22 protein-coding genes are annotated in these 23923 nt (G+C 66.9%); 10 read left to right on the forward strand and 12 right to left on the reverse strand.

Annotated features, from left to right (window positions below):
* Nucleotides 1-11 precede the first annotated feature (11 nt).
* Nucleotides 12-650: a nitroreductase gene (locus EXQ71_08580; GenBank protein ID MSO87561.1), complete on the forward strand. Its 639-nt coding sequence runs from the start codon at nt 12-14 to the stop codon at nt 648-650.
* A gap of 30 nt (nt 651-680) precedes the next feature.
* Here the strand turns inward: EXQ71_08580 and EXQ71_08585 are convergent, their stop codons facing one another.
* Both EXQ71_08585 and EXQ71_08590 read right to left on the reverse strand, forming a co-directional pair.
* Nucleotides 681-1352 (reverse strand): hypothetical protein, encoded by a 672-nt coding sequence (locus EXQ71_08585; protein ID MSO87562.1) that lies wholly within the window; start codon nt 1350-1352, stop codon nt 681-683.
* 5 nt (nt 1353-1357) lie between these two features.
* On the reverse strand, nt 1358-1759 hold the full coding sequence (locus EXQ71_08590; protein ID MSO87563.1) for a RidA family protein: 402 nt from the start codon (nt 1757-1759) through the stop codon (nt 1358-1360).
* A 91-nt stretch (nt 1760-1850) separates the two neighbouring features.
* On the opposite strand from EXQ71_08590, the gene EXQ71_08595 reads away from it, so the two are divergent.
* From EXQ71_08595 to EXQ71_08605, 3 genes are all read left to right on the forward strand, one after another.
* On the forward strand, nt 1851-2462 hold the full coding sequence (locus tag EXQ71_08595) for an acyltransferase (GenBank protein MSO87564.1): 612 nt from the start codon (nt 1851-1853) through the stop codon (nt 2460-2462).
* A gap of 69 nt (nt 2463-2531) precedes the next feature.
* A complete protein-coding gene (locus EXQ71_08600; GenBank protein MSO87565.1) occupies nt 2532-3251 on the forward strand; it encodes a sulfite exporter TauE/SafE family protein in 720 nt (239 codons plus the stop codon).
* A 40-nt stretch (nt 3252-3291) separates the two neighbouring features.
* A complete protein-coding gene (locus tag EXQ71_08605; protein ID MSO87566.1) occupies nt 3292-4278 on the forward strand; it encodes an isopenicillin N synthase family oxygenase in 987 nt (328 codons plus the stop codon).
* On the opposite strand, the gene EXQ71_08610 is transcribed toward EXQ71_08605, so the two are convergent.
* On the reverse strand, nt 4275-5378 hold the full coding sequence (locus EXQ71_08610) for a fatty acid hydroxylase family protein (GenBank protein MSO87567.1): 1104 nt from the start codon (nt 5376-5378) through the stop codon (nt 4275-4277). The two genes, EXQ71_08605 and EXQ71_08610, sit on opposite strands and share 4 nt — an antisense overlap.
* A 575-nt stretch (nt 5379-5953) precedes the next feature.
* Nucleotides 5954-6883, reverse strand: coding sequence for a GNAT family N-acetyltransferase (locus EXQ71_08615; protein MSO87568.1), 930 nt, complete (start codon nt 6881-6883; stop codon nt 5954-5956).
* Between EXQ71_08615 and EXQ71_08620 the strand changes: the two genes are divergently transcribed.
* Nucleotides 6804-7769 (forward strand): hypothetical protein, encoded by a 966-nt coding sequence (locus tag EXQ71_08620; protein MSO87569.1) that lies wholly within the window; start codon nt 6804-6806, stop codon nt 7767-7769. The genes EXQ71_08615 and EXQ71_08620 overlap by 80 nt on opposite strands.
* Before the next feature lie 228 nt (nt 7770-7997).
* Here EXQ71_08620 and EXQ71_08625 read toward each other — a convergent pair whose 3' ends face one another.
* The 3 genes from EXQ71_08625 to EXQ71_08635 form a co-directional block, all read right to left on the reverse strand.
* Nucleotides 7998-10913 (reverse strand): vitamin B12-dependent ribonucleotide reductase, encoded by a 2916-nt coding sequence (locus tag EXQ71_08625; protein ID MSO87570.1) that lies wholly within the window; start codon nt 10911-10913, stop codon nt 7998-8000.
* A 462-nt stretch (nt 10914-11375) separates the two neighbouring features.
* Nucleotides 11376-13652, reverse strand: coding sequence for a molybdopterin oxidoreductase family protein (locus EXQ71_08630; protein ID MSO87571.1), 2277 nt, complete (start codon nt 13650-13652; stop codon nt 11376-11378).
* Between the two features lie 42 nt (nt 13653-13694).
* A complete protein-coding gene (locus EXQ71_08635; GenBank protein MSO87572.1) occupies nt 13695-14435 on the reverse strand; it encodes a VIT family protein in 741 nt (246 codons plus the stop codon).
* 32 nt (nt 14436-14467) lie between these two features.
* On the opposite strand from EXQ71_08635, the gene EXQ71_08640 reads away from it, so the two are divergent.
* Nucleotides 14468-15208 carry a pyrimidine reductase family protein gene (locus EXQ71_08640; GenBank protein MSO87573.1) on the forward strand — a complete coding sequence of 247 codons (741 nt, stop codon included), beginning with the start codon at nt 14468-14470 and terminating at the stop codon, nt 15206-15208.
* 6 nt (nt 15209-15214) lie between these two features.
* Here the strand turns inward: EXQ71_08640 and nrdR are convergent, their stop codons facing one another.
* Entirely contained in the window at nt 15215-15694 is a 480-nt protein-coding gene (gene nrdR, locus EXQ71_08645) for a transcriptional repressor NrdR (GenBank protein ID MSO87574.1), read from the reverse strand.
* A gap of 27 nt (nt 15695-15721) precedes the next feature.
* Nucleotides 15722-16171 carry a LysM domain-containing protein gene (locus tag EXQ71_08650; protein MSO87575.1) on the reverse strand — a complete coding sequence of 150 codons (450 nt, stop codon included), beginning with the start codon at nt 16169-16171 and terminating at the stop codon, nt 15722-15724.
* A gap of 204 nt (nt 16172-16375) precedes the next feature.
* On the opposite strand from EXQ71_08650, the gene lexA reads away from it, so the two are divergent.
* Both lexA and EXQ71_08660 read left to right on the forward strand, forming a co-directional pair.
* Nucleotides 16376-17008 carry a transcriptional repressor LexA gene (gene lexA / locus EXQ71_08655; GenBank protein ID MSO87576.1) on the forward strand — a complete coding sequence of 211 codons (633 nt, stop codon included), beginning with the start codon at nt 16376-16378 and terminating at the stop codon, nt 17006-17008.
* Between the two features lie 38 nt (nt 17009-17046).
* Nucleotides 17047-18309 (forward strand): hypothetical protein, encoded by a 1263-nt coding sequence (locus tag EXQ71_08660; protein ID MSO87577.1) that lies wholly within the window; start codon nt 17047-17049, stop codon nt 18307-18309.
* Between the two features lie 39 nt (nt 18310-18348).
* On the opposite strand, the gene EXQ71_08665 is transcribed toward EXQ71_08660, so the two are convergent.
* Nucleotides 18349-19425, reverse strand: coding sequence for a succinyl-diaminopimelate desuccinylase (locus EXQ71_08665; GenBank protein MSO87578.1), 1077 nt, complete (start codon nt 19423-19425; stop codon nt 18349-18351).
* A 48-nt stretch (nt 19426-19473) separates the two neighbouring features.
* Here EXQ71_08665 and dapD point away from each other — a divergent pair, with 48 nt between their 5' ends.
* Together dapD and EXQ71_08675 are read left to right on the forward strand one after the other, a co-directional pair.
* Nucleotides 19474-20460 (forward strand): 2,3,4,5-tetrahydropyridine-2,6-dicarboxylate N-succinyltransferase, encoded by a 987-nt coding sequence (gene dapD, locus EXQ71_08670; protein MSO87579.1) that lies wholly within the window; start codon nt 19474-19476, stop codon nt 20458-20460.
* 22 nt (nt 20461-20482) lie between these two features.
* Nucleotides 20483-21532: a hypothetical protein gene (locus EXQ71_08675; GenBank protein MSO87580.1), complete on the forward strand. Its 1050-nt coding sequence runs from the start codon at nt 20483-20485 to the stop codon at nt 21530-21532.
* On the opposite strand, the gene EXQ71_08680 is transcribed toward EXQ71_08675, so the two are convergent.
* Nucleotides 21529-22623 (reverse strand): succinyldiaminopimelate transaminase, encoded by a 1095-nt coding sequence (locus tag EXQ71_08680; protein MSO87581.1) that lies wholly within the window; start codon nt 22621-22623, stop codon nt 21529-21531. The genes EXQ71_08675 and EXQ71_08680 overlap by 4 nt on opposite strands.
* A complete protein-coding gene (gene hflX, locus EXQ71_08685) occupies nt 22620-23921 on the reverse strand; it encodes a GTPase HflX (GenBank protein MSO87582.1) in 1302 nt (433 codons plus the stop codon). Before hflX ends, EXQ71_08680 begins: the two co-directional genes overlap by 4 nt.
* Between the last annotated feature and the right edge of the window lie 2 nt (nt 23922-23923).

The raw sequence follows: 23923 nt of genomic DNA on the forward strand, positions 1-23923 counted from the left end.
AGATGTCCGACATCGATGTCTCCGCCGCCGACCATCTCCTCAAGACCACCAAGCAGGTTCGCCAGCGCCTCGACCTCACCCGGCCGGTTCCCGCCGAACTGATCCTGGAGTGCATCGATGTGGCGAGCCACGCCCCGATGGGCGGCAACCAGGAACGCAACCGTTGGTTGGTGATCGACGATCCCGATCTGAAGGCAGCCATCGCCGAGCCCTACCAGGCCGTGGGCCGGCCCTACCTCGCCGCCGGAGCCGATAGCACCGCTACGGCCCGTCAGCAGCGGGTGGTCGACTCGGCGTCGTACCTCGTTGAACATATCGCGGAGGTTCCCACCATGGTGATCGCCCTGCGACTCGATCGCCTTCCCGAGACAGCCCAAAACTTTGAGGTGGCTGGCTATCACGGATCGGTCGCGCCGGGCGTCTGGAGCTTCCAACTGGCGGCCCGGGCCCGCGGTCTCGGATCGGCATGGACCACGTTCCACCTCGTCCACGAACAACAAGTGGCCGAGTTGTTGGGCATCCCCGACACCGTCACTCAGATCGCGCTGCTGCCGGTGGCGTATTACACCGGCGATACCTTCTCACCGGCCCCGCGCCGCCCGGCGGAGGAGATCACCTACTTCAACCGGTGGAAGAGCCCCCGCTCCTAGCCCCCGTCGGCCACCCCCGGGGCCGCGGCCTCAGTGGGCCCCGCTCAGCCGCTCCCGGATCCAACGCCCCGTATGGGCCCGGAGTTGCTCCCCCGCCTCGGACAGCAGATGTCCGGCGCCTTCGCACACCACCACTTCGGCGGGCCCACCTACCAACTCCGCCACCACTTCGCTGGCGGCCCGCGGAATGATCTCATCACGATCCCCGTGGAAGGCGAGCAACGGAGCCGTCATTCCCCCCGCCTGTTCACAGCCCGCCGACTGTGTGGCGAAGGTGACTACCCCTTTCGTCCACTCCCCCATCGCCAGGGCCGCCCGCACCGCGATCGCCCCGCCAAAACTGTGCCCGCCGGTCACAAATCGCTGCGCACCGCCCCGAGCCGCCAAATCGGCCACCGCCAGCAGATCGAGCGTACAAAGGTCGATGTCGTTCGGACGCCGCCACCCAACGCGCAAGACCCCGATCCCACTGCCCGCCGGCGCCAACTCCTCGCCGAGCCAGTGATACAAACCATCGGCCGGTCCCAACAGCCCCCCCATGGCCCCGCCACCGAGGACGACCGCGGCGGCGGCATCGGGGTCGCCGTGCCACAACACGGTGAGCAGTCCCCGCATCGTGAACACCTCGAGATGACGCAAGGTAGGGGTGATCACCAACTCTTGACGGGCCAACGCCTCCAGGAGAGCGAGTGGAGAGGCCATGAGGGCTAGGGCGCCGTCGGGGCGGGCGCCACGATGGCATCGACCTCGATCTCCACCTTCCAGCGGGGATCGAGGAGAGCCGCCACCACCACCGTGGTGTTGGCCGGGCGCACGTCGCCGAACACCTGGCCGTGTACCGCCGAGATCGGGTCGAAGTCTGCGGCATCCACCAGGAACACCCGGGTGCTCACCACATCGGCCAGTGAGGCCGCCGCTTCCTCCAACGCCCCACCAATGATCTCAAAGCATCTTCGGGCCTGCGCTCCCGGGTCGGGGTCGACATTGCCATCGGGCCATTGCGGCGCCGTACCTGACACCATCACCTGGTCCCCCACCCGCAGCGCCCGGCTGTACCCAACCGTCTGCTCATAGGGCGACCCTGAGGAAATGCGCTGCCGATCGCTCATCTCACCAACCTACCGCTGGCCTGCAACCTCCCTCGTCGGCCATCCTGGGGGGGTGACGTTGTCTGCCCGAGCCCGTGATGTGGCCGCCGCCATGACCCACCGCGGCTGGCGAGCCCTGGTGTGGGCGGGCACAGTGGGCCCCCATGACCGGGTGGCTCGACGCTATGGGGAGTTCGGATCCGGTGCCTTCATGGCGTTCCCCCCGGGAGACATCTTCGGGGAGGAGCACATCGCCCTCGGACCGGGATGCCTGATCGGGGCCGAGGTGAGTCTGTCGGTGGGGATGGCCCCAGGACTGCCGCTTCCCGAAGGGGTCACCACTCCGGTGTTACGCATCGGCGCCCGCACCTCGATCGGCAGGGGTAGCCACGTGGTGGCCCACCGGTCGATCGTGATCGGCGACGATGTGATGACCGGACCACGCTGCTACATCACCGACCAGAATCACGTGTACACCGACCCCACCATCCCCATTGGCCAGCAATGGCCTGCCAACGATCCGGTGGTGGTGGGCGACGGCTCCTGGCTCGGCGTGGGCAGCGTGGTGCTGCCCGGCACCCACCTCGGCCGCCACACCGTGGTGGCGGCGGGAGCGGTGGTACGCGGCCACTTTCCGGACCACGCCGTCCTGGGGGGCGTACCCGCCCGACTGATCCGGTGTTATGACCCCGACAGCGGGTGGCAGCCCAAGCGGTCTCGCTAATCCATCAACCACGTTTCGCACAACCCCGTCGATCCCATCCCACACCGGTGGTCGCCATAAGGTGCATTAATGCACCCCGCTGAAGCCATCATTGCGCTCGTGGTGATGTCGGGGGCGTGTGCCCTGCAGGGCTCACTCGGCTTCGGTGCCAATCTCGTCGCGGCCCCGATACTCGTGTTGCTCCACGGAAGTTTCGTGCCCGGGCCCATCATTGTGGCCACCGCCGTACTCAACCTCCTCGTGATGCGCCGCGAGGGTCCCCAACGGGTGGACAACACCATCAACTCCGCGATCGCTGGTCAGATCCTGGGCATTCTTTCCGCCGGCCTCGCGCTGAAACTACTGGCCCAGAAACCAGTCTCTTTGCTCTTTGCGGGCCTGATTCTGCTGGCCGTGGCCCTGAGTGCATCCGGATGGCATCTGACCAAGACCCCCGCCAACCTGACGGCAGTAGGTCTGCTGTCGGGCTTCATGGGCACCGTGTCGGGGGTGGGCGGCCCGCCGATTGCCCTGGCGTACCACGAGGCCGAAGCCCCTATCCTGCGCCCCACCCTCGCCCGCTTCTTCACCGTCGGGAACCTGGTGGCCATCGCCGCTCTCATCGTGCTGGGGCGACTCGGTGCGTCCGACCTGCCCGCTATCGGGATACTCGTGCCGGGCGCGCTGATCGGATACCTCCTATCGAACCGGCTGGCCCATCGCCTCGATGATCACACCATTCGACCACTGATCCTTGGCTTGTCCACCCTGGCGGCCGTCGCCGTGATCGTACGCGCCATCCTCACCTAGCCGCCCCGCCGTTGGGTCGAAGACCCATAACCTGCTTGCCATGGTTGAACTGCCCATCATCGACGTCACCGCCCTGGTCACCGGAGTGGGTGATGCGACCTCGGTGGCGGAGGCCCTCGACCGGGCCTGTCGAGGACCCGGGTTCTTTTATGTGTCGGGCCACGGTGTCTCCCCCGACCTGCAAGCCCGTCTCGAGCGTGAGGCCCGCGCCTTCTTCGCCCTTCCCGAGGCCAGCAAAGCAGCGGTGTCGATGGCCAGCGGCGGCCGGGCCTGGCGGGGCTGGTTCCCTTTCGAAGGAGAACTCACCTCGGGCACGCCCGACCGAAAGGAGGGCCTCTATTTTGGAGCCGAGTTGAGCCCCGATGATCCGCGCGTGCAGGCGGGCACACCGCTGCACGGCCCCAACCTCTTTCCCCCAGAACTGCCGAACCTTCGCGCCGCGGTGCTCGCGTACCTCCACGCCCTGACCACCTTGGGCCACGCCTTGCTGCAGGGGCTGGCGCTGGGTCTAGGCCTGCAGGCCAGCTGGTTCGACGATCACCTCACGGCCGATCCGCTCACCCTCTTTCGCATCTTCCGCTATCCCCCCGAGGTTGGTCGGCCCCACCCCCACTGGGGGGTAGCCGAGCACACCGACTACGGGCTGCTCACCATTCTGGGCCAGGACGCCGGCGGCGGTCTGCAGGTACACACCCCCGATGGCTGGATCGATGCCCCTGCCCTTCCTCACACCTTCGTGTGCAATCTCGGTGACATGCTGGAACGCATGACCAGCGGCCGATACCGCTCCACCCCCCATCGTGTGCGTAACACCGGCCCGAGCGATCGGCTCTCCTTTCCCTTCTTCTTCGACCCGTCCTGGGACGCCGAGGTACGGCCCATACCCGTGGATGACGAAACACCCAGACAGGCCCGCACCCGCTGGGACGGGGAAGATGTGCACGCCATCACCGGCACCTACGGCGAGTACCTCTGGGCCAAGGTGGGGCGCGTCTTCCCTGATCTGCGGGCCGACACCGCTCCCTAGTTGCGCTCCGCGCTGGCTCGGGCTCGCTCTGCGTGGCGTTGGTAGGCCCAGCCGGGGCCACGCAGCACAAAGGACCAGCGCTGCTTCCAAGTCGTACTGGCGCTCACATCGCGCACAATGTCGCGGTACTCGTGGGTAGAAATGACCACCGGGTTATCGGTCTTGATGTTCTTGGTGAGGCCGTAGACCACCGGCTCCACCTCCCGCTGAAAGGTGCCAAAGATCCGGTCCCAGATGATGAGGATGCTGCCGTGGTTGCGGTCGAGATAGGCGGGGTTGCTGCCGTGGTGCACCCGGTGGTGCGACGGGGTATTCAGCACCGCCTCGCCGGCACCGACGGTTCGAATCATGTCGGTGTGAATCCAGAACTGATAGATCAGGTTGATCGCTCGGGCTTGGACAACGAGCCTGGGCCGCACACCCAGCCAGGCCAGGATGCCGTAGGGGAGGTACACGCCGGCGACATCGGCCACGGGCTGACGCAGGGCCGTGGAGAGGTTGTAGTGCTCACTGGAGTGGTGGGGCACATGGATCGCCCACATACCCCGGACCTCATGCATGAGGCGATGGTTCCAGTAGTAGATGAAGTCCCACCCGGCCACGGCGACCGCCCACCCCAGGGGGCCCTCGCCCAGATCGCGATCCCGACCCCCGCGCTCCCATAGCCGCGCCACGCTCGTGTGATGACTCACCCAGGTAGCCGTGGCTGCTATCGCGGTGCTCACCGCCACCGGGCCGCTCACCCGCCGCACCCGCCGAGCCCTCCGCTGCCGGTCCGACAGTTCCTCGTCGGTCGCATCATCAACCGGTCCGGCCAACCGGTCGGCCACGGTGGTCACCGCCACCGCCCCCAGCGCCGTGGCCACCAGCACTCGCCCGTACTTGCCCTGCCCGGGCACGATTTTGGCCACCAATCGCGACGCCACCAGCGGAGCCAGCAACGAGGCCAGCCCCATCGTCAGGCTGGCCTGGGTATCCCCACGGATGTAATCCGCCGGGCTGGCTCCGTGCAGCTCGGCCCGCCGTTGGAGTTGGCGTCGCTCCCACTCGATGGATCCGACATAGAACGGAATCGCCACCACGGTGAGGTCAGTACCCATCGATTCCATCGTGCCACCTCCGCGCTCCAGAAGCCAGATCCGACGAGGGCCAGCGGCGCGGAATTTCCCTTGACTGAACGCGCCCGGGGCGCGATGTTCACGATAGGAGTCCGAGAGGAAGGGGGTTACCCACTCCGCTCGGTCCTCCTCGAACCAGGCGCCGAAAGGAGGTCCTGAGGATGCGTGTCGGATCTCAGACCATGGAGCGTTCTCCGCCCGCTCAGTAACTCGCTGGCGTCGGTGTCGACGTACCTGGCGGACCCGCCCACTGCATGCAGCACGCTACGTCGGCTGCCTCCGCGGGACTCGCGAATGGCCTCGACCGTCACCGATGCTGGCCGATGAGGCCGGGCCTCGGCAGCGCGGCGGATCTCTCCAGATCCGCGCCCGCTGCCGGGGCCTCGTCGCGTGGGGTCGTAGTCTCAGCTGTGGAGTGACCGGCGAGTGACCTCGAGACTGACCCCACCGGTTGTGCATGGTGTGCGGCGTTTCGATGCGAGGTCTCGATCAGCGCGCTTGGATCCCATCATTGCGGGAGCATGTCCGTTCATTGAATCGGAGTCGTCGACCCTGCGTCAGAGATGTTCTGCTCCATTTCGATCTCGCCCGGCCAGCCGCATCGGGAGGTAACCGGCGACCGGTCGGGGCGAATCCGTTGCGCTTGTACAGGGATGGGCGGCGTCGTTGAAGTCGTACACCTGGACCCTGGCGATAAGGGCGCCGCCCGTTCGACACCAGGACAGCAGGGCCTGCACGAGGGAGTCGCCGACCCCGGATCCGCAGACCGACGGGGATACCCACATAGCGGCGAGCTGTCTCACATCCGGCTCGTCCTCGACCCGGATGACAGCCACCATGCCGACCGTGTCCCCAAGTGTGATCTCGAAGCAGAAGGTCGCGCCCGGAGAAAACCACGCCCGCCACTCCACTGGTGTTCGCGCCTCGTTCTTCTCGTAGTCAGCCGAAAACGCATCCGGCACATCCTTCAACGCCCGCAGGCGGACGGCCCGCAGTTCGATCTCGTCCCCAAACCCAGCTCTTCGGACACCCACCCCCTGATCGTAAGTATTTCCATTGACGCACACGGGGGACAGCGTCGGATGAGACCGAGCAGTTCGTCGACCGCGTGGACATCTGATCGATCTTTCGGAACGGCAGGAGGCTCCCGTTGCCGGGAGCCTCTCCGCGTTTTGGTCTGTGGCTGGGTTCAGGACTCTGCAAAAACCGGGGTCAGAACCACGCCGATTCGCATCAGCTGTGAAAGTGCAGGAAAAGTCCGGGAAAAGTGCATCTGTGACACCGGGTCCCTGCTGGCGGCCCGAGCTGTGAACTCGGTGCTGTGCGACGGCGTGTTCACAGGGCACTATTGGCAACGTGACCGACAGCCACGCATCTCTCGGTCCACCCGGCCAAGCACCTTGGGCAATGCTCGCCCACGCTGCGATGAGCCAGTACCCGGGAGGTGCCGGCGGAGCGCACCTGGCCGCCGAGTCGTTCAACACCATCGTTCAGGTTGACCAAGGGCACGGCGCAGCCCGAGCGCTCCGGATCTCTCCCGAGACCCGGATCCACTTCGCGGGCACCGAGGACATCGAGGCCACCTGGCTCGACGAGCTCCGTGCTGACACCGCCATCGACGTCCCCAGCGTGTACCGCAACGTGCGGGGCGAGGCCGTCACCCACGCCTCGGCTCCGACCATCGCAGGTGTGCGGACGTGCGTCCTCTTCAGCTGGGTGCCAGGAGTGCCGCTGCGGCAACTGGCCAGCGGCGACAACATGCGTCGAGCCGGAGGGCTCCTTGCCGAGCTCCACGACCAGGCCGCGGGCCGTGGCGACCGCACGCCGCCCCGAGGGGTGGCCGAGGCCCGCAGCGTGCTGCAGTTCCAGATCGACGACCGCCTGGTGGAGTGCCGTCAGCGCTACGGCGCCTTGCTCGACGACGCTCGCCAGGTAGCTCAGGAAGCGCTCGATGAGCTGTGGGCCGATCCGCCGCACCACCCGCACCTGCTGCACGGAGACTTCTCCTGGGACAACGTCCTCGTCAGCGAAGCGGGGCAACTGGCCGCCCTCGACTTCCAGGACCTGCAGTTCGGATTCGCAACCCTCGACCTCGTCAACGCCGTCTATCCACTCGAACATGTGGCAGAAGGGCCAGCCCTCGGCGACGCTTTCCGAGCCGGGTACACGGACGTCCGCTCCTGGCCTCTCGATGACCCCGAGCTCTTCGCCGCGTTGATCGGGGCTCGACGAGTGATGCAGGTCAACCTCTCGCTCACCCTTCGCAAGCCAGGCCTCGACGAGCACATCGCCCGGCACGCTCGCCTGCTCGAACGATGGCTCGAGCACGGCCCAGACCCGGAGATCCACTCCCGGTTCACACGATGGTGCTGAACCGGGGTTGGGACTGCGGCAGTCCCGACGCCACGGCGATTCTCGGAGCGATTGCGGTGCCCAAGGACTCGGAGAGCTGAGGGTACGCCGAAGGGCCCGCGGCACCCGCCGCGGGCCCTCTCAAAGACGTGCTCACCTCGGTGTCACAAGTGCACTTTCGGGTGTCACTCGTGCAAAATCCTGTGACAAATCGTGCACAAACGCAGTGACAACCCGTGCACTTTCACATCAGCTGCAGCCGCTGGTACTCCCGCAACTTGGGCAGGCATGACAAGAACCGGCCCGCTGCATTTGGACACCACATTGCATGCAGTACGGGGCGTCCGAGTGGCTGACCGCGGCGCGCACGTTGGGGTTGGGTTGGGCCGGGGCGACCCCTTCACCGGTGACGCCCGCCCGTTCCAAGAGGCTGAGTTCCTTGGGAGCGTCGGAAGCCGATAGCAGCGGTGAGTTGGCATCCATGCTCGGCGGGTCGGCCGGGATGTCGGTGCCCTGACGGGTCTCGGTGACCGTCTCCTCCACTCCGGGGAGGGTGGGTTGGGTGCGCTCACCGGTGGTGAGGATGTTGAGTTCGCTTCGCTCCTCAATCGAGAGGTAGTCCACCGCAAGCCGCCGGAAAATGTAATCAAGGATCGAACTGGCGATCCGCAGATCCGGGTCGTCGGTCATGCCGGCTGGCTCGAAGCGGGTGTTGGTGAGGGTTTCCACGTAGACCCGCAACGGCACCCCGTACTGCAGGCCGTAACTCACCGAGATGGCAAAGGCATCCATGATGCCGGCGAGGGTGGAGCCCTGCTTGGAGATACGCAGGAAGATCTCGCCCGGACGGCCGTCGTCGAACTCACCCACGGTGACGAAGCCCTTGCAGTCCGCTACCCGGAAATCAAACGTGCGCGAGGTGCGCCGTCGGGGCAACTTTTCCCGGGTGGGCACCTTGATGACCCTCTCCACGATCTTCTCCACGATCTTCTCCACCACCACCGGCTCTACGCCGGTGGCGGCGAGGGCCTCGGTGAGAGGCTCGACGGCACTCTCCTTTTTAGCCGTGGACAGCGGCTGACCGACCTTGCAGTTATCGCGGTAGATCGCAATGGCCTTGACCCCGAGCTTCCAGGCATCGATGTGGAGTTGCTCCACCTCGTCGATGGTGGCTTCCTGGGGAAGATTCACCGTCTTGGAAATGGCCCCCGAAATGAAGGGTTGCACCGCCGCCATCATCCGAACGTGGCCCGAGTGGTGGATCGTGTTGTCGCCCATCGAGCAGGCGAACACCGACACATGCTCCGGGGCCAGGTGGGGAGCACCCAGAATCGACTTGTTCTCGTCGATGTAGGCGATGATCGCCTCGTTCTCGGCGGCGGTGTAGCCGAGGCGGGCGAGCGCACGGGGGACGGTCTGGTTCACGATCTGCATCGTGCCGCCGCCCACCAACTTCTTGACCTTGCACAGGCCCAGGTCAGGCTCGATGCCGGTGGTGTCGCAGTCCATCATGAGCCCGATGGTGCCGGTAGGGGCCAGGACGCTGGCCTGGGCGTTGCGCACCCCAACCTCACGGGCCAATGCGGTGGCATCGTCCCAGCACTCCTGGGCGGCGCTCAACAGGTGCGGCGGCACGAGTTCTTCGTCGATGTGGGCGGCGGCCTCTTGGTGTTGACGCAACACGCGCAGCATGTGGTCCTCGTTGTCGGCGTAGCCGGCGAAGGCCCCCATCCGTGAGGCAGTACGGGCCGAGGTGGCGTAGGAGTGGCCGGTCATCAGCGAGGTGATGGCCCCGGCGTACGCCCGGCCCTCATCGCTGTCGTAGGGCAGGCCCAGGGCCATCAGCATGGCCCCCAGGTTGGCGTAACCGATGCCTAGTTGGCGGAAGGCACGAGAGGTATCGCCGATGGACTGCGTGGGGTAGTCGGCCCGGCCCACCAGGATCTCCTGGCCGGTAAACATGACCTCCACAGCGTGCTTGAACCCCTCTACGTCGAAGGTATCGGTGGTGCCGGTGCCGGTGTCGTCGGAGAGATCGAGGAACTTCAACAAGTTGAGGCTGGCCAGGTTGCAGGCGGAGTTGTCCAGGTGCATGTATTCGCTGCAGGGGTTCGACCCGTTGATGCGCCCGGTGTTGGCGGCGGTGTTCCAGTGGTTGATCGTGGTGTCGAACTGCATGCCGGGATCGGCACACTCCCAGGCGGCCGTGGAGATCTGGCGCATCAGGTCGCGGGCCTTCACCGTGCGCACGATGGCCCCATCGGTTACGGCCCGAAGGTGCCAATCGGTGTCGTCCACCACGGCCTGCATGAACTCGTCGGTGACCCGCACGGAGTTATTGGCGTTTTGGTACTGCACCGAGGCCATGTCTTTGCCGTCGAGGCTCATGTCGAACCCGGCCTCTTCGAGGACCCGAATCTTCTTCTCCTCGCGGGCCTTGACCCACACGAACTCCTCTACGTCGGGGTGCTCGACGTCAAGGATGACCATCTTGGCGGCGCGGCGGGTCTTGCCACCGGACTTGATGGTGCCGGCGGACGCATCGGCTCCCCGCATGAAACTGACCGGGCCGGAGGCGGTGCCGCCCCCCTTGAGTAGCTCCACCGACGAACGGATCTTCGACAAGTTGATACCCGAGCCCGAACCACCCTTGAAGATCGTGCCCTCCTCCACATACCAATTGAGGATGGAATCCATCTGGTCATCCACCGCCAGGATGAAGCAGGCCGAGGCCTGTTGCGGCACACCCGGGACGCCGATGTTGAACCACACCGGCGAGTTGAAGGCGGCCTTCTGGGTGACGAGAAGGTGCTTGAGTTCGAGGTTGAAGGCATCGGCTTCGTGCTCGTCAACGAAGTAGCCACCCTCAAGACCCCACTGCGTGATCGTGTCGGCGACACGATCGATGACCTGCCGCAACGACCACTCCCGCTCCGCCGTGTTCGGGGTACCCCGGAAGTACTTCTGCGCCACGATGTTGGTGGCATTCAACGACCACGACGTGGGGAACTCGACCCCGAGTTGCTCGAAGGCCACGGTGCCATCTCGGTAGTTCGTGATGCGCGCATCACGTTCTTCCCAGTCCAGCTCGTCGTAGGGGTGCACCCCGTCGGTGGTGAAGTGTCGGCGGATGCCGATGCCAGCCTGCTCGGGTGCCATTGCCATGGGGGTCCTTCGATCTTACGGAGAGTGAGTTGTGTGAGAGGGGGAAACGGGGCCAAACGGACCCGTAAGGATACCGGTGGCCACGGCTACGCCGTGACCACTAGGTCTTGTGGCTACTGCACCGATCGGCACCCCCGAGCCACAAGATGTAGGGAGAACTACACCACTGTAACTACGTGTCTGTCAACGATTTTCACCACAAATCTCAGAAATATCGTGCCAAAGCCGTGGCGTGACCCCAGGGAGGGCATTACTCGCCCAAGGAGCCGTGTAACCCACCACACCAAAAAACCGACTGCCACCAATCCGGATTGGTCACACCACGGCCTCCGGCACGAAAACCGACCCTAGAGAGGTCCACTTGTGGACCGCTAGGGGAACATCCTGTGAATTTCCCCGGTACTTTTCCCCTTCCAATCCACAGATGGTCCAGCAGGCTGGGGACGACGGCACTGCTCATCCTCAGCGAACCGCCACTACCTCCACGGGGATGCCATTGAGCACCGCGTTACCCGAGATCGGATCGAAGAGCGTCTCGTCGCTGAGCAGGTTGCTGTTGACACCCGAGTGCTCCCGGGCCACGCCGAGTTGCACACCCTCCATGTCGTGGCCCCACCCGTGCGGAATGCTCACCACTCCCGGGCGGATGGCATCGGTTACCTCCACCGCCACGGTGACCTCGCCCACCCGTGAGCGCACCCGCGCCCACTCACCATCGGCGAGGCCCAGGCTGGCCGCGTCGTCGGGGTGCAGGTGCATCGTGCACTGGGACTTACCCTTTACGAGCACCTTGACGTTATGCATCCAGGAATTATTGGAGCGCAGGTTGCGTCTACCGACCAGCACAAACCGATGGTCGCGTCGTCGGGTCAGGCCCTCCTGTAGCCGAGCGACATCGGCCGCCAACATCGCCGGGGCCAGCGCGATCATACCGTCGGGCGTGCGTAGCACATCAGGCAGACGCGTCTTCAGGGCGCCGTAGTCGATGCCGTGCGGGTGGGCGAGCAGGACGTCGAGGGAGACACCGTCGGGGTCGGCACCGAAGCCCTCGCCATAGGGCCCGGTGCGCAGGAGAAAGTCCACGATACGTTCAGGGCCCGAACGAGGGGCCAGTTCCTCGAGGATCTCCTCCGGCTCGCGACCAAAGATCGCGCTCGTCTCATCAGTCACGCTGCCCTGCACCATCGAGCTGATCATGAGGTCATCCACGATGGCCGGATCGGCCTCGGGCCCCGCCCCCTGGAGCACGAGCGCCAGGCGGGCCAGCACCTCCCACTCGCTGAGCTCACCGTCCTCGAGCGGGAGCACCGGCTCGCTGTAGTTCGCCGTGTCCCGCAGGGCGAGCTGCAGCAAGGCGATGTCGTAGTGCCCTTTTTGCAGCGCCGAGGGCGAGGGCAGGATGACGTCGGCGTGGCGGGTGGTCTCATTCACGTAGATGTCCACCGACACCATCGCCTCCAACCCACCGAGTGCCGCATCAAGCCGGGCGGCGTTGGGGGTGGAGAGCACCGGGTTCCCGGCCACCGTCAGCAGCGCCTTCACCTGGCCCGGGCCCGGGGTGTCGATCTCCTCCGCCAAGGCCACGGCTGGCAACTCGCCCATGGTCTCGGGCAGCCCACGCACCCGGCTGGTGCGACGATGCAACCGGATCTCGCGACCGAATCGCCGCTTGCCGCGGGTGTTGGAGGCCCCGGCGGCGGCCGTCGTGAACATGGCGCCGCCGGGCCGGTCGAGGTTTCCGGTGAGCACGTTGAGCACGTCGACGAGCCACGACGTCAACGTGCCGAACTCGACGGTGGTGGTACCGATGCGGCCATAAACACATGCCGTCGGGGCGGCGGCGAGTTCACGAGCCATCCGACGGATCGTGTGGGCCTCCAAGCCGGTGACGTCGGCCACCACCTCCGGCGTGAAGGGGGCGCTGAGGGCCTCCACCTCATCGAGGCCCGTTACCAGCTCCGCTAGCGGTCCGAGGTCTAATAAACCCTCGGCGAAGAGCACCTGCACCATCGCCATCAACAGGTAGCCGTCGGCCCCGGGACGGATCGCCACCCACTCTGAGGCCGCCTCGGCGGTGCGGGAACGCCGCGGATCCACCACCACGAGCTTCCCGCCGCGCCCGGTGAGCCGCTCGATCCGTCCGGGCCAGTCCGGAGCGGTGGCGAGGCTGCCGTTGGAGGCATACGGATTGGCCCCCAGCATGAGGAGATGACCGGTGCGGTCCACATCCGGTACCGGCACGTTGAGGCCACCGCCGAACATCAGGGCCGACGAGATCTCCTTCGGCCGCTGATCCACCGTGGAGGCGGAGAAGATGTTGGTGGACCCAAGCGCCCGCAGCACCGCCTTGTTGTAGAGCATGCCCGCGAGGTTGTGGGCGTTGGGGTTTCCCACGTAGACGGCGCAGGCATCGCGGCCATCGCGCTCGAGGATGGGCAGCAGCAGCCGTTCGACCTCCTCGAAGGCCTCGGTCCAGGTGACCGCCACGAAGACCCCATCACGCTTGATCAGCGGCGTGCGCACACGGTCAGGGTCTTCGTGGAGCTGTTTGAGCGTGGAGCCCTTGGGGCAGATGTAGCCCTGGCTGAACACATCCTCCCGGTCGCCCCGGATCCGGAGGACCTCCTCAGGGCCGGCGGCGGTGCGTTTGAGCGTGATCTCCAAACCGCAACTCGCCTCGCAGAGCGGGCACGTACGAAACACCGTGCGATTCGCAGGCCTTGCATCCGTGACGCTCATGGCGGGCTCCTAGGTTGACGAGGGACGCCATCATGCCCTCTCTTAGCCGAAGGTTGCGTTGGTGAGTCGGCCCACCGCCATGGTGACCGCCATCGCCAGGCTTCCACCCACCGCCACTCGCACCATCGCATTGAGCCGGGGGGCGCCGCCGAGGGCCGCCGCCAACACCCCTAAGGCGGCCAGGACCACCAACGCCACCGCGATGGTCACCGCCGATCGACCCGCTGCGGGGGCGAGCACATAGGCACTCAGGGGCAGGGCCGCCCCGAGGGAAAAGGCCACCGCCGAGGTGGCGGCGGCCTGCACCGGCCGAGCCGTGGTCACTTCGCTGAGGCCGAGTTCGTCCCGGGCATGAGCCACCAGAGCGCCAGCCTCGGTGAGTTGGCGGGCCACCTCCGACGCCAGTTCGGGCTCCAGCCCCCGCTGACGCCAGATCGTGGCCAGTTCCTCCAACTCGGCTCGCGGGTGGTCACGCAACGCCTGTTCTTCCATACGGAGATCGGCTTGTTCGATGTCGCGCTGGGAGGCCACCGAGACGTACTCCCCTGTTCCCATGGACAGCGCCCCGGCCACCAGGCCAGCGAGGCCGGCAATGCGCACGTCACCCGTGGAGGCCCCACTGCTCGCCACGCCCACGATCAACGCCGCGGTAGACACCACCCCGTCGTTGGCCCCCAGGACGGCCGCCCGTAGCCACCCCGACCGGTGTGAACGATGCGACTCCGTGTGGTGGTGATGATCCGGCGGCAACCCCGCAGTGGGAACATCATTTGTCTTGCGCATCCCAACAGCCTGCCACCACTAGCGTCACTTCCATGCGACGGTTGTGGCCTCATCCAGGCGAGGTCGAAGACATTGCCCCCTTGGTGGCCGCCGAGGCCCGCCCACCGTGGCCCACGCGCCCGTGGCTCCTGGTGAACATGATCACCTCCCTCGACGGCGCTATCGCCATAAATGGCCGCTCCGGTGGCCTGGGCGGGCCCGCCGACGCCGCGTTGTTCGCCGCCTTACGGGGCATCGCCGATGTGATCCTCGTGGGTGCCGGAACAGCACGAGCCGAGCACTATGGGCCCCCCCGGCCTTCCGCCGCCACCCGCCGCGCCCGCCAGGACCGGGGGCAAGCACCGGCCCCGCGCATCGCGGTGGTTACCCGGTCTCTCAACCTCGACCTGGCGGCCCCGCTGTTCACCGAGGCGGAGCAACGGCCCTTGATCATCGCTCCCGCGGCCGCCGACCCCGCTCGACTAGCGGAGGTGGCGGCAGTCGCGGAACTGGTGCTCACCGGCGGGGCCGAGGTTGATCTCACTGCCGCCCTGGCGCAGTTGCGCCGGGGCGGCGTGGCGGTCGTCACCGCCGAAGGCGGGCCCATCCTCAACGCAAACCTGGCGGCGGCGGATCTCATCGACGAGTGGGCCCTGTCGGTCGCCCCGCGGCTGGTGGGCGGGGATGCCGCTCGCGCCGTGACGGGCGCACCGCCGGTGGACCACCGTTACCGCCTGGAGCGCCTGCTGGAAGGCGACGACATCCTTCTGAGCCGATGGGTCCGCCAGCGCTGAGGCCGCCTAGCGACGCTTGGGTTCCGTGCGTTTGGACAGCATCGTCACCTCGCGCTCAAAGTCGCTGAGATCATCGAAGCCGAGGTAGACGCTGGCGAAGCGAACGGCGGCCACCGGGTCGACCTCCCGCAACTGCTCCAGCACCGCCTTACCCACCACGTCCGAGGGGATCTCGGGCCCACCCTCCAGCCGGAGGGCATCTTCGATCGTCGTGATCAGCGCATCGAGCGACCCGCCTCCATCCGCGTCGATCGGCCGCCCCTTGGCGGCCAAGCGGATTCCCATCGCCACCTTCTCTCGCTCGAAGGGCTCACGCTCGCCAGAGCGCTTCACCACCACCAACGACGATTCCTCCAGCCGTTCGAAGGTGGTGAAACGATGTTCGCACTGCACACAGGCTCGGCGCCTACGGATGGCCGACCCATCGTCGGCCTGCCGGGAGTCCACCACCTTGTCGTCGAAGGAACCACACCCGGGGCATCGCACCCCTTGCACGTTAGTGGGGTGCTGCCCTCAGGTGACCGGCAGCTCCAACTCCTGGCCGACCACGATCTGCTCGCCACCGTTGCGGGCCACGATCTCATCGATGGTGGCCCGTATATCGGCGGTGGGTGCCGCCGTGGCGGCAATCGACCAGAGCGTGTCACCGGTTTGGACCACCACGGTGCGAGCAGCCACCCCAGGCGTGCCAGTGGCCGCGCCCAGGGTGGGCGAAAGTTCGCCGGCGGCGGGAGAGGGGATACCGCCGGCGATCCTGGCCAGGGCAGTGATGGCCAGGAGAGTGAGCGCTACCACCACGGCGAGCGCCACCAGAGCGGCCCCCACCCGGCGGCGGCGGAAGGTGGCCTGGGCGGCGAGGCGAGCCGGGGCACGGCCGCCTTCGAGCACCCGAAGGGCCGGACGAGCAGGCGCTGCCGGACGATCCGGAAGGGCGGCGGGTTGGAAGGCAAGGGCGGAGGACATGGGGCTAAGTCTCCTCAGGGGGTGTGACAGGCCGGGATGGGCACTACGGGAACACTCGTTCGCTCCCCTTCACCATACCCCCGAACACCCGTTCGAAGTCAAGCGGCAAGATCGCACAGCCGTTCGACGAACGAGTGTTCTTGCCATCACCCGCCCTCGGTCGTAGGCTCCCGAACGTCCGTACGCTTCCGGAGGATCCCCACCATGGCTGATGTCACCCTCACTCCTCGCCAACGCGAGGTCCTCGAGGTCATCGAGAAGTTCCAGCGTGAGCGCGGCTTCCCGCCCTCGGTGCGTGAAATCGGTCTGGCGGTGGGCCTCACCTCCCCCTCCACCGTCCATGCGCACCTCTCTACGCTCCAAAAACTTGGCTTCCTTCGCCGCGACCCGTCTAAGCCGCGAGCCATCGAAGTGCGCTTCGATGCCACCTCCGGCGCACCGGTAGAACGCCGCCCGGTGCGCCACGTGCCCCTCGTGGGCGATGTGGCCGCCGGCACCGATGTGCTCGCTCAGGAGAACATCGAAGAGACCCTCCCCCTCCCGGCCGATTTCACCGGCGAAGGCGACCTGTTCATGCTGCGGGTGCGCGGCGATTCGATGGTGGACGCCGCCATCGTGGACGGGGACTACATCGTGTGTCATGCCCAGTCCACCGCCGACAACGGCGACATCGTGGTGGCGGGTATCCCCGGCGACGAAGCCACCGTGAAGACCTACACCCGCAAAGGTCGCAAAGTGATCCTCCTCCCCGCCAACGCCCGCCTCTCCCCCATGGAATTCGATGCCGACGAGGTCGCCGTGTTCGGCCGGGTCGTCACCGTCCTGCGCCGCCTCTAACCACCCCCGACTACCGCTATCGGCCTCACTGACTCACAATGGAGCCAATGACGGTCATTCGCCGCTGGGCGCTCTCGTTGCTGGCGGTTGGCCTGGGGGTGGCGTGGGCCGGTCCTTCGGCGCAGGCTGTATCCACCCCCGTCGATGATCCGATCTTCACCCAGGGCCTCCAGTGGGGTTTGGAGCAGATCCACGCACCGGGAGGGTGGGGCACCGCCACCGGCGAGGGCATCACCATCGCCATCATTGATTCGGGAGTCGACCTCACCCATGAGGACCTCCGCAGCAAACTGACCGCCCAGGCCAACTGCGTGGGTTCCAAGGGGGATTCTGCCCGGTGCACCGGATCAGCGCAGGACGATCACGGCCACGGCACTCACGTGGCCGGCATCGCCCTGGCCTCCACCAACAACGGCGTGGGGATGGCTGGGGTGGCCCCCAACGCCCAACTGATGGCCGTACGAGTCCTCTCCAACCAGTGCGAAGACACTACCCCCGCTTGTGACGCCACCGGCACCTCCGAGGACGTGTCGGCCGGGATTCGCTGGGCCACCGATCACGGCGCCGACATCATCAACCTCGCGCTCGGGGGCGGGGCGCAACAATCCGACTTGGGCTGCTCGTTCTGCGAGGCCATCGACTACGCCTGGAGCAAGGACGTCATCGTGGTGCTCGCGGCGGGCAACGACTCCGTCCTGCCAGAAACCTTCGCCTCCAAACCGGCGGTCATCGTGAGCGCCACCAATCGCGCCGATACCCCCGCGTCCTACTCCAGTGCTCGCCAGGAGTTCCTCCGCTCAGCCCGTTGGGCGGTGGCCGCTCCTGGTGGCGAGGGCGATGCTCCCGGGCCAACGGACTGTTCCACCGGCGGAAATCCCCAGGGCATCATCTCCACGTACTGGGTGCCAGAGGAATCCAACCGCTACGCCTGTCTGGCCGGTACCTCGATGGCCAGCGCCCACACTGCGGGCGCCCTCGCCGTACTCCTCAGCACCGGTCTCACCCCCGAGGCCGCCATCGGCCGCCTCCTGGCCACCGCCGACGATCTCGGAGCACCCGGCCGTGACGACGACTACGGCGTGGGCCGTATCAACCTCGCCGCCGCCGTAGATCCCGCCGTATCCGGCGTGGCTGACCCCGGCCCGAGGAGCCGGGAGGAGGCCGTGGCGTTCGTCGACACCTCCACCGGCGCCAACCACCTCACTACCGCGGAGATAAGGGCCATCCTGGCGATCCTGCTCGCCACCGCCGGCGCCACCGCGCTCGGGGCCTCGCAACTGGTCAAACGCCAACACTCCTGAGGTGGCACCGCCACCGCACGCGAGCCGGACGAAGCGGGTCTAGCCCACCAACGGGGTGGTCAAGACAGCCGCCAAGACCGCATAGGACCGCTCGAGCGAAGCCCGATCAACCCGCTCGTCGGCGCGGTGAGCCAGGACGGCATCACCCGGACCGAGGTTGCAGGCCGGGATGCCCGCCGCCGCAAACCGCGCCACGTCGGTCCACCCCAACTTGGCCTGTACCGCGAGGTGGTGGTCCTCCACCAGAGAACGCAGGACCGGGTGATCCAGACCGGGCAGGGCTCCCGCGGCCACCTCGATGAGGTCCACCTCGTCGCCGTCGTCCAGAACGGGGGCCAGCAGGGCCCGCACCTCCGCCTCGGCCTGCTCGGGGCTGCGATCGGGGGCGAACCGCCGGTTGATCACCACGACCGCCTCATCGGGGACCACGTTGCTGGCAACTCCCCCTGTCACCGACACGGCTTGCAGTGCCTCACGGAACTCGCACCCCTGAATCACCGGGGCCCGCTCCTCGAAGGCCTCCACCGCCTGGAGCACGGCACCGAGGCGGTGGATGGCATTACGGCCCATCCACGGTCGTGCGGTGTGGGCGCGCTCGCCACGCACCGTCACCTGCATCCGCAGTGTGCCCTGGCACCCAGCCTCCACCTCACCGCCGGTGGGCTCGCCGAGGATCGCCACATCCCCCGCCAGTAAATCGGGACGATCCGCCATGAGATGGGCGAGCCCGTTGTGCACCGCCGCCACCTCCTCGCCGGCGTAGAACACGAAGGTCACCTCCACCGCGGGATTCGGGATGGCCTCGGCCAACGCCAACATCACCGCCAAGCCCCCCTTCATGTCCGATGCCCCGAGGCCCCAGAGCACATCGCCCTCGATCCGAGCGACGGCATTTCCGCTAGCCGGCACCGTGTCGGTGTGACCGGCCAAGATGACCCGGTGCCCGTGCCCACCCTCGGTGCGGGCCACGAGGTTGGCCCCCACCCGCTCTACCACGAGGTGAGGAAGAGCCCGCAGACGAGCTTCGAGATAGGCCGTGAGGGCCGCCTCGTGGTGACTCTCGGAGGGAATGTCGACCAACGAGGCGGTGAGGGCCAGCAAATCGACGGAGGGCATCCCTCCAGGTTACGAGGTACGACCCCTCCACCGATACGGTTAGGTCGGATGAGTACAACCGACCTCGCCTCTGGTGGCGCCCGCGCCGTTGGGCTAGCCACCCACACCCCCCACGGCGGGGTGCTTGACACCTGGTTCCCGCACCCTGAGCGCACCGAAAGCGAAAACACGGCCGGCACCGAGGTGCTCACCGCCGACGCCGCAATCGCCGCTCTGGGCGAGGCCGCCGGTGACGCCCTCGGCCCCGATGCCGGTCGCAACGTGAAGATCGTGGCCGTGCACACCACCATCGCGGCGCTGTCGGATCCGCCGGTGGACACCCACGATGTCTACCTCCGTCTCCACCTTCTCTCCCACCGACTGGTGCGCCCGAACAGCATCAACCTCACCGGCATCTTCGCGCTGCTACCGACAGTGGCCTGGACTCAACTCGGCCCAGTGGCGATCGACGAACTCGCCGCTGCCCAACTCCGGGCCCGAGCGTCGGGCACGGCGTTGTACATACATTCCCTCGACAAGTTTCCGCCGATGGCCAACTACGTAACTCCCGCCGGGGTGCGCGTGGCGGACGCATCCCGGGTGCGCCTCGGGGCCCACCTCGCCGAGGGCACCACCGTGATGCATGAGGGTTACGTGAACTTCAACGCCGGAACCCTGGGCACGGCCATGGTGGAAGGCCGCATCAGCCAGGGGGTGGTGGTGGGCGACCAGTCCGACATCGGCGGCGGTGCCTCCATCATGGGCACCCTCTCCGGGGGCGGTACCGAGGTGGTGCAGATCGGCGAACGCTGTCTACTCGGGGCCAACAGCGGCATCGGTATCTCGCTGGGTGACGAGTGCATCGTGGAGGCCGGCCTCTACATCACCGCCGGCACCCGCGTCACCCTTCCCGATGGTCAGGTGGTGAAAGCCCGCCAGTTGAGCGGGCGCTCCGGACTGCTGTTCATTCGCAACAGTGTCAGCGGTAGCGTGGAAGCCCGAGCCCGCTCAGGAGGGCCAATCCCTCTCAACATGGATTTGCATGGCCACAACTGAAAACCCACTAGATTTTGGCGCAATGGACGACCCGAACTCGCGGCGCGATGGCGCCACCCAGGCCGCGCTCCTGGGCTTCAGTCGCCAATTCGACACCGTATCCAGTTCCATGGCGGCCATCGCCGTGGGTCAGCGCGAACTCCTCGGGCGGATGGCGGAAGCGGAAACAAAACGCCGTCAGGACGCGTTGGAGTTGGGCCGTCGCCTGGAGGCCGTCGAACGTCTGCGCCTCGATCTCGGTCTGGCCGACCGCCTCGACGACCTCCTCGCCGCCCACCAGGAGCACCAGGCCACCCTGCAACATCTCAGCGAGAGCACTGCCGTGCTCACGGCGATGCTGGGTGAGTTGGTGGAGCGCCCCGGCGCCCCCAGCCCGGTGCCTTCCCCGGCGGGCGCGTTCCCCGAAGTGATCGTGCCCGACGGGGTTACCCTGCCCCGTAACATTGACGCCGACCTGGCCCCCTTGCGCGGCCAACTGTTGGACCTCGCGGTCACCGCTGCTCATCAACGAGACGACCTTGCCCGGGTGGCCGATGCGGTGGCCACCCTCGGAGCCCGCCCGGCCGACATCACGGCCATGGGTCCGGTCATCGCCCGGGTCAACGACTTGACCAGTGCCGTGCAATCCATCAGTGGTCAGCTCCCCCAACTGGGTGACAACGTTACTCACCGCCTTACCGAGCACACCGATACGGCCCTGGCGGGGGTGCTGCGCCTCCTCGACGGCCGTCTCGCCGCCCTTCGCCGGGCTCTGGCCGACGCCGGGTCACCGAGCACCTCCCCCACCGGCGAGACCACCCTCGATGCCGAAACCGTGATGGGGATGGCCCAGGCCAGTTGGAATCATCTGGAACAACGGATCGACACGGAGTTCGACGACCTCGGCCGACAGCTTCAGGCGATGGCCGCCTTGATCGAGGCGGTGGTCGTCTCCAATGAAGATTTGGCCAACCGACCCATCGTGACGGGGGAACAGTTCCGCCGAGCCGCCACGTCGGTCAAAGAGACCGTGGTGACCGCCAACCGAAACCGACGCCAGCGCCGGGGTGGACCCAAAAGTCTCGAGTCCTAGCGGAGATGCCCTAGACGCTCGACCACGCGAGCGATCTGCTCATCGGACTGCACCGCCGCCAAACGGATAAAGGTGGCGCCATCGGGACCATAGAACTCTCCCGGCGATACCAGCACGCCCCCGCGGTCGGCGAGGAGGCGAGCCAGGGCCCAGGCATCCCCATCGGGGGCAGGGCTCCACAGGTAAAACGCCCCGGCGGGCAGGGGCGTTTCGATGCCGATGGACCCAAGAGCGGCGGCGAGTTGTTCGAGCCGGCCCCAGTAGCGGCGCCGCTGATCATCCACATGAACGTCATCGGCCCACGCTGCCACCGCCGCCGCCTGCACCGGGCCGGGCACCATAAACCCCGCGTGTTTGCGGAGTTCGGAGAGATAGCGCACCAGGTCGGCGTCGCCCACGTAGAACCCGGCGCGCACCCCGGCCAGGTTCGACCGTTTCGACAGCGAGTGCACCGCCAAGACCCCTTCGGCACCGTGCTCGAGAATGGTGCGGGGCGGCCCTTCCCAGGTGAACTCTATGTAGCACTCGTCGGACAGCACCGGCACATTCCGGTGGCGACCCCACGCCGCCGCCGCCCCCAGATCGACGAGTTCCCCGGTGGGGTTGGCAGGCCCATTGACCCAAAGGCACAGCGCTCGATCGGCGTCGGCCGGGCTGATGTCGGCCAGGCTGCGATACGGCACGGCGCGACACCCCGCCAGGGTGGCCCCCATGGCATAGGTGGGATAACTGATCGCCGGATACAAGACAGTGTCGCGATCGGGGCGACGGAGACGGAGCCACTGGGGCAGACCCGCCACCAGTTCCTTGCTGCCCACACAAGCCGCCACCCCCGACGGGTCCACCTCCACGCCCAGGCGACGCGCCATCCATCCCGCCGCCGCGGTGCGGTAAGCCAGCGTACCGATGGACGGCGGATAGCCCCGCTCCGCCCCGGACCGGGCGAGCGCTTCGATCACCGAGGCCACCGGGGGATCACCCGGGGTGCCGATCGACAGGTCGATGAGACCACCGTCGTGGTGGGCGGCGTACCCCTTCAGTTCGTCGAGCCGGTCGTAGGGATACGGCGGGGGAAGAAACGGCTCGGTCATGAGCGCACCAAAAAGGCCGAAAAGTGACCGAGGGAGGCATCGTCGAAACGCACCCGGAGACGCATCGCGTCATCATCGGCGGCTTCGCTCAGGACCTCCCCTTCCCGGTGGACCTTGGCCAGCACGTCGCCGCGGTCGTAGGGGATGAGCAACTCCACCACGTTGGTCAGCGCCCGCAACCGGGCGGCCATGGTGAGGAGCAAACCTTCCACGCCCTCGCCGGTGGTGGCACTAAAGGCCACCGCACCCTCGTGGGCCGCCGCGAGGCGAGCGGCATCGGCCGGGGCCCGGTCGGCCTTGTTGAAGGCGTAGAGCACCGGCACCTCATCGGCCTCGATCTCGCGAAGGACAGTGCGCACCGCCCTGATGTTGCCGTCGATGTCCAGCGCCGAGGCATCGACCACGTGGACGAGGAGATCGGCATCGGCGGCCACCGAAAGGGTGGACGTGAAGGCCTGCACCAACTGATGGGGCAGGTTGCGAATGAAACCCACGGTGTCGGTGAGCAACACCTTCTCTCCCCCGGGCAGGTCGAGCCGGCGCGTCGTGGCATCCAGGGTGGCGAAGAGGCGGTCCTCCACCAGTACCCCGGCATCGGTGAGTTGATTCAACAGAGTGGACTTACCGGCGTTGGTGTAGCCCACGATGGCCACCCGCTGGGTGCGGCTGCGGTGCTGCGACTTCCGCTGCGTGGCCCGGTGCTTATCCAGTTCCCGCAACTCGGCTTCGAGCTTGTGAATGCGCCGTTGGATCCGACGCCGATCCACCTCCAGCTGGGTCTCCCCCGGGCCGCGCGTGCCGATCCGGGCACCGCCCGCCGACGCGCCACCCCCTTGCTGGGACAGCGCCAATCCCTTGCCCCGAATGCGTGGCAGTCGATATCGCAGCAGGGCCAGTTCCACCTGCGCCTTGCCTTCCTGGCTGTGCGCGTTCTGGGCGAAGATGTCGAGAATCACCGCAGTGCGGTCGATGGCGGTGCGCCCGAGGAGCTTTTCGAGATTCCGCTGCTGGGCGGGGGTCAGTTCGTTGTCGAAGACCACGGTGTCGCAGTCTGTTTCGAGAGCGATCTCCCGGAGTTCCTCCACCTTGCCCTTGCCGATGTAGGTGGGCGGATCGGGAGCGGACCGGCGCTGCAGGAGGCGAGCCACCTCATCAGCCCCGGCGGTGTCCACGAGTTGAGAGAGTTCGTCGAGACCGGCTTCGGTGTCCTCCACTCGTCGTGGTGGCAGGGTGACCCCCACCAGGACGATCTTCTCCCGAAAGGCGCGTTCAATCAGCGACACGAGCAGGCCTCGCAGTT

Source organism: Acidimicrobiia bacterium, assembly GCA_009694375.1.
Taxonomy (GTDB): domain Bacteria; phylum Actinomycetota; class Acidimicrobiia; order Acidimicrobiales; family VFJN01; genus VFJN01.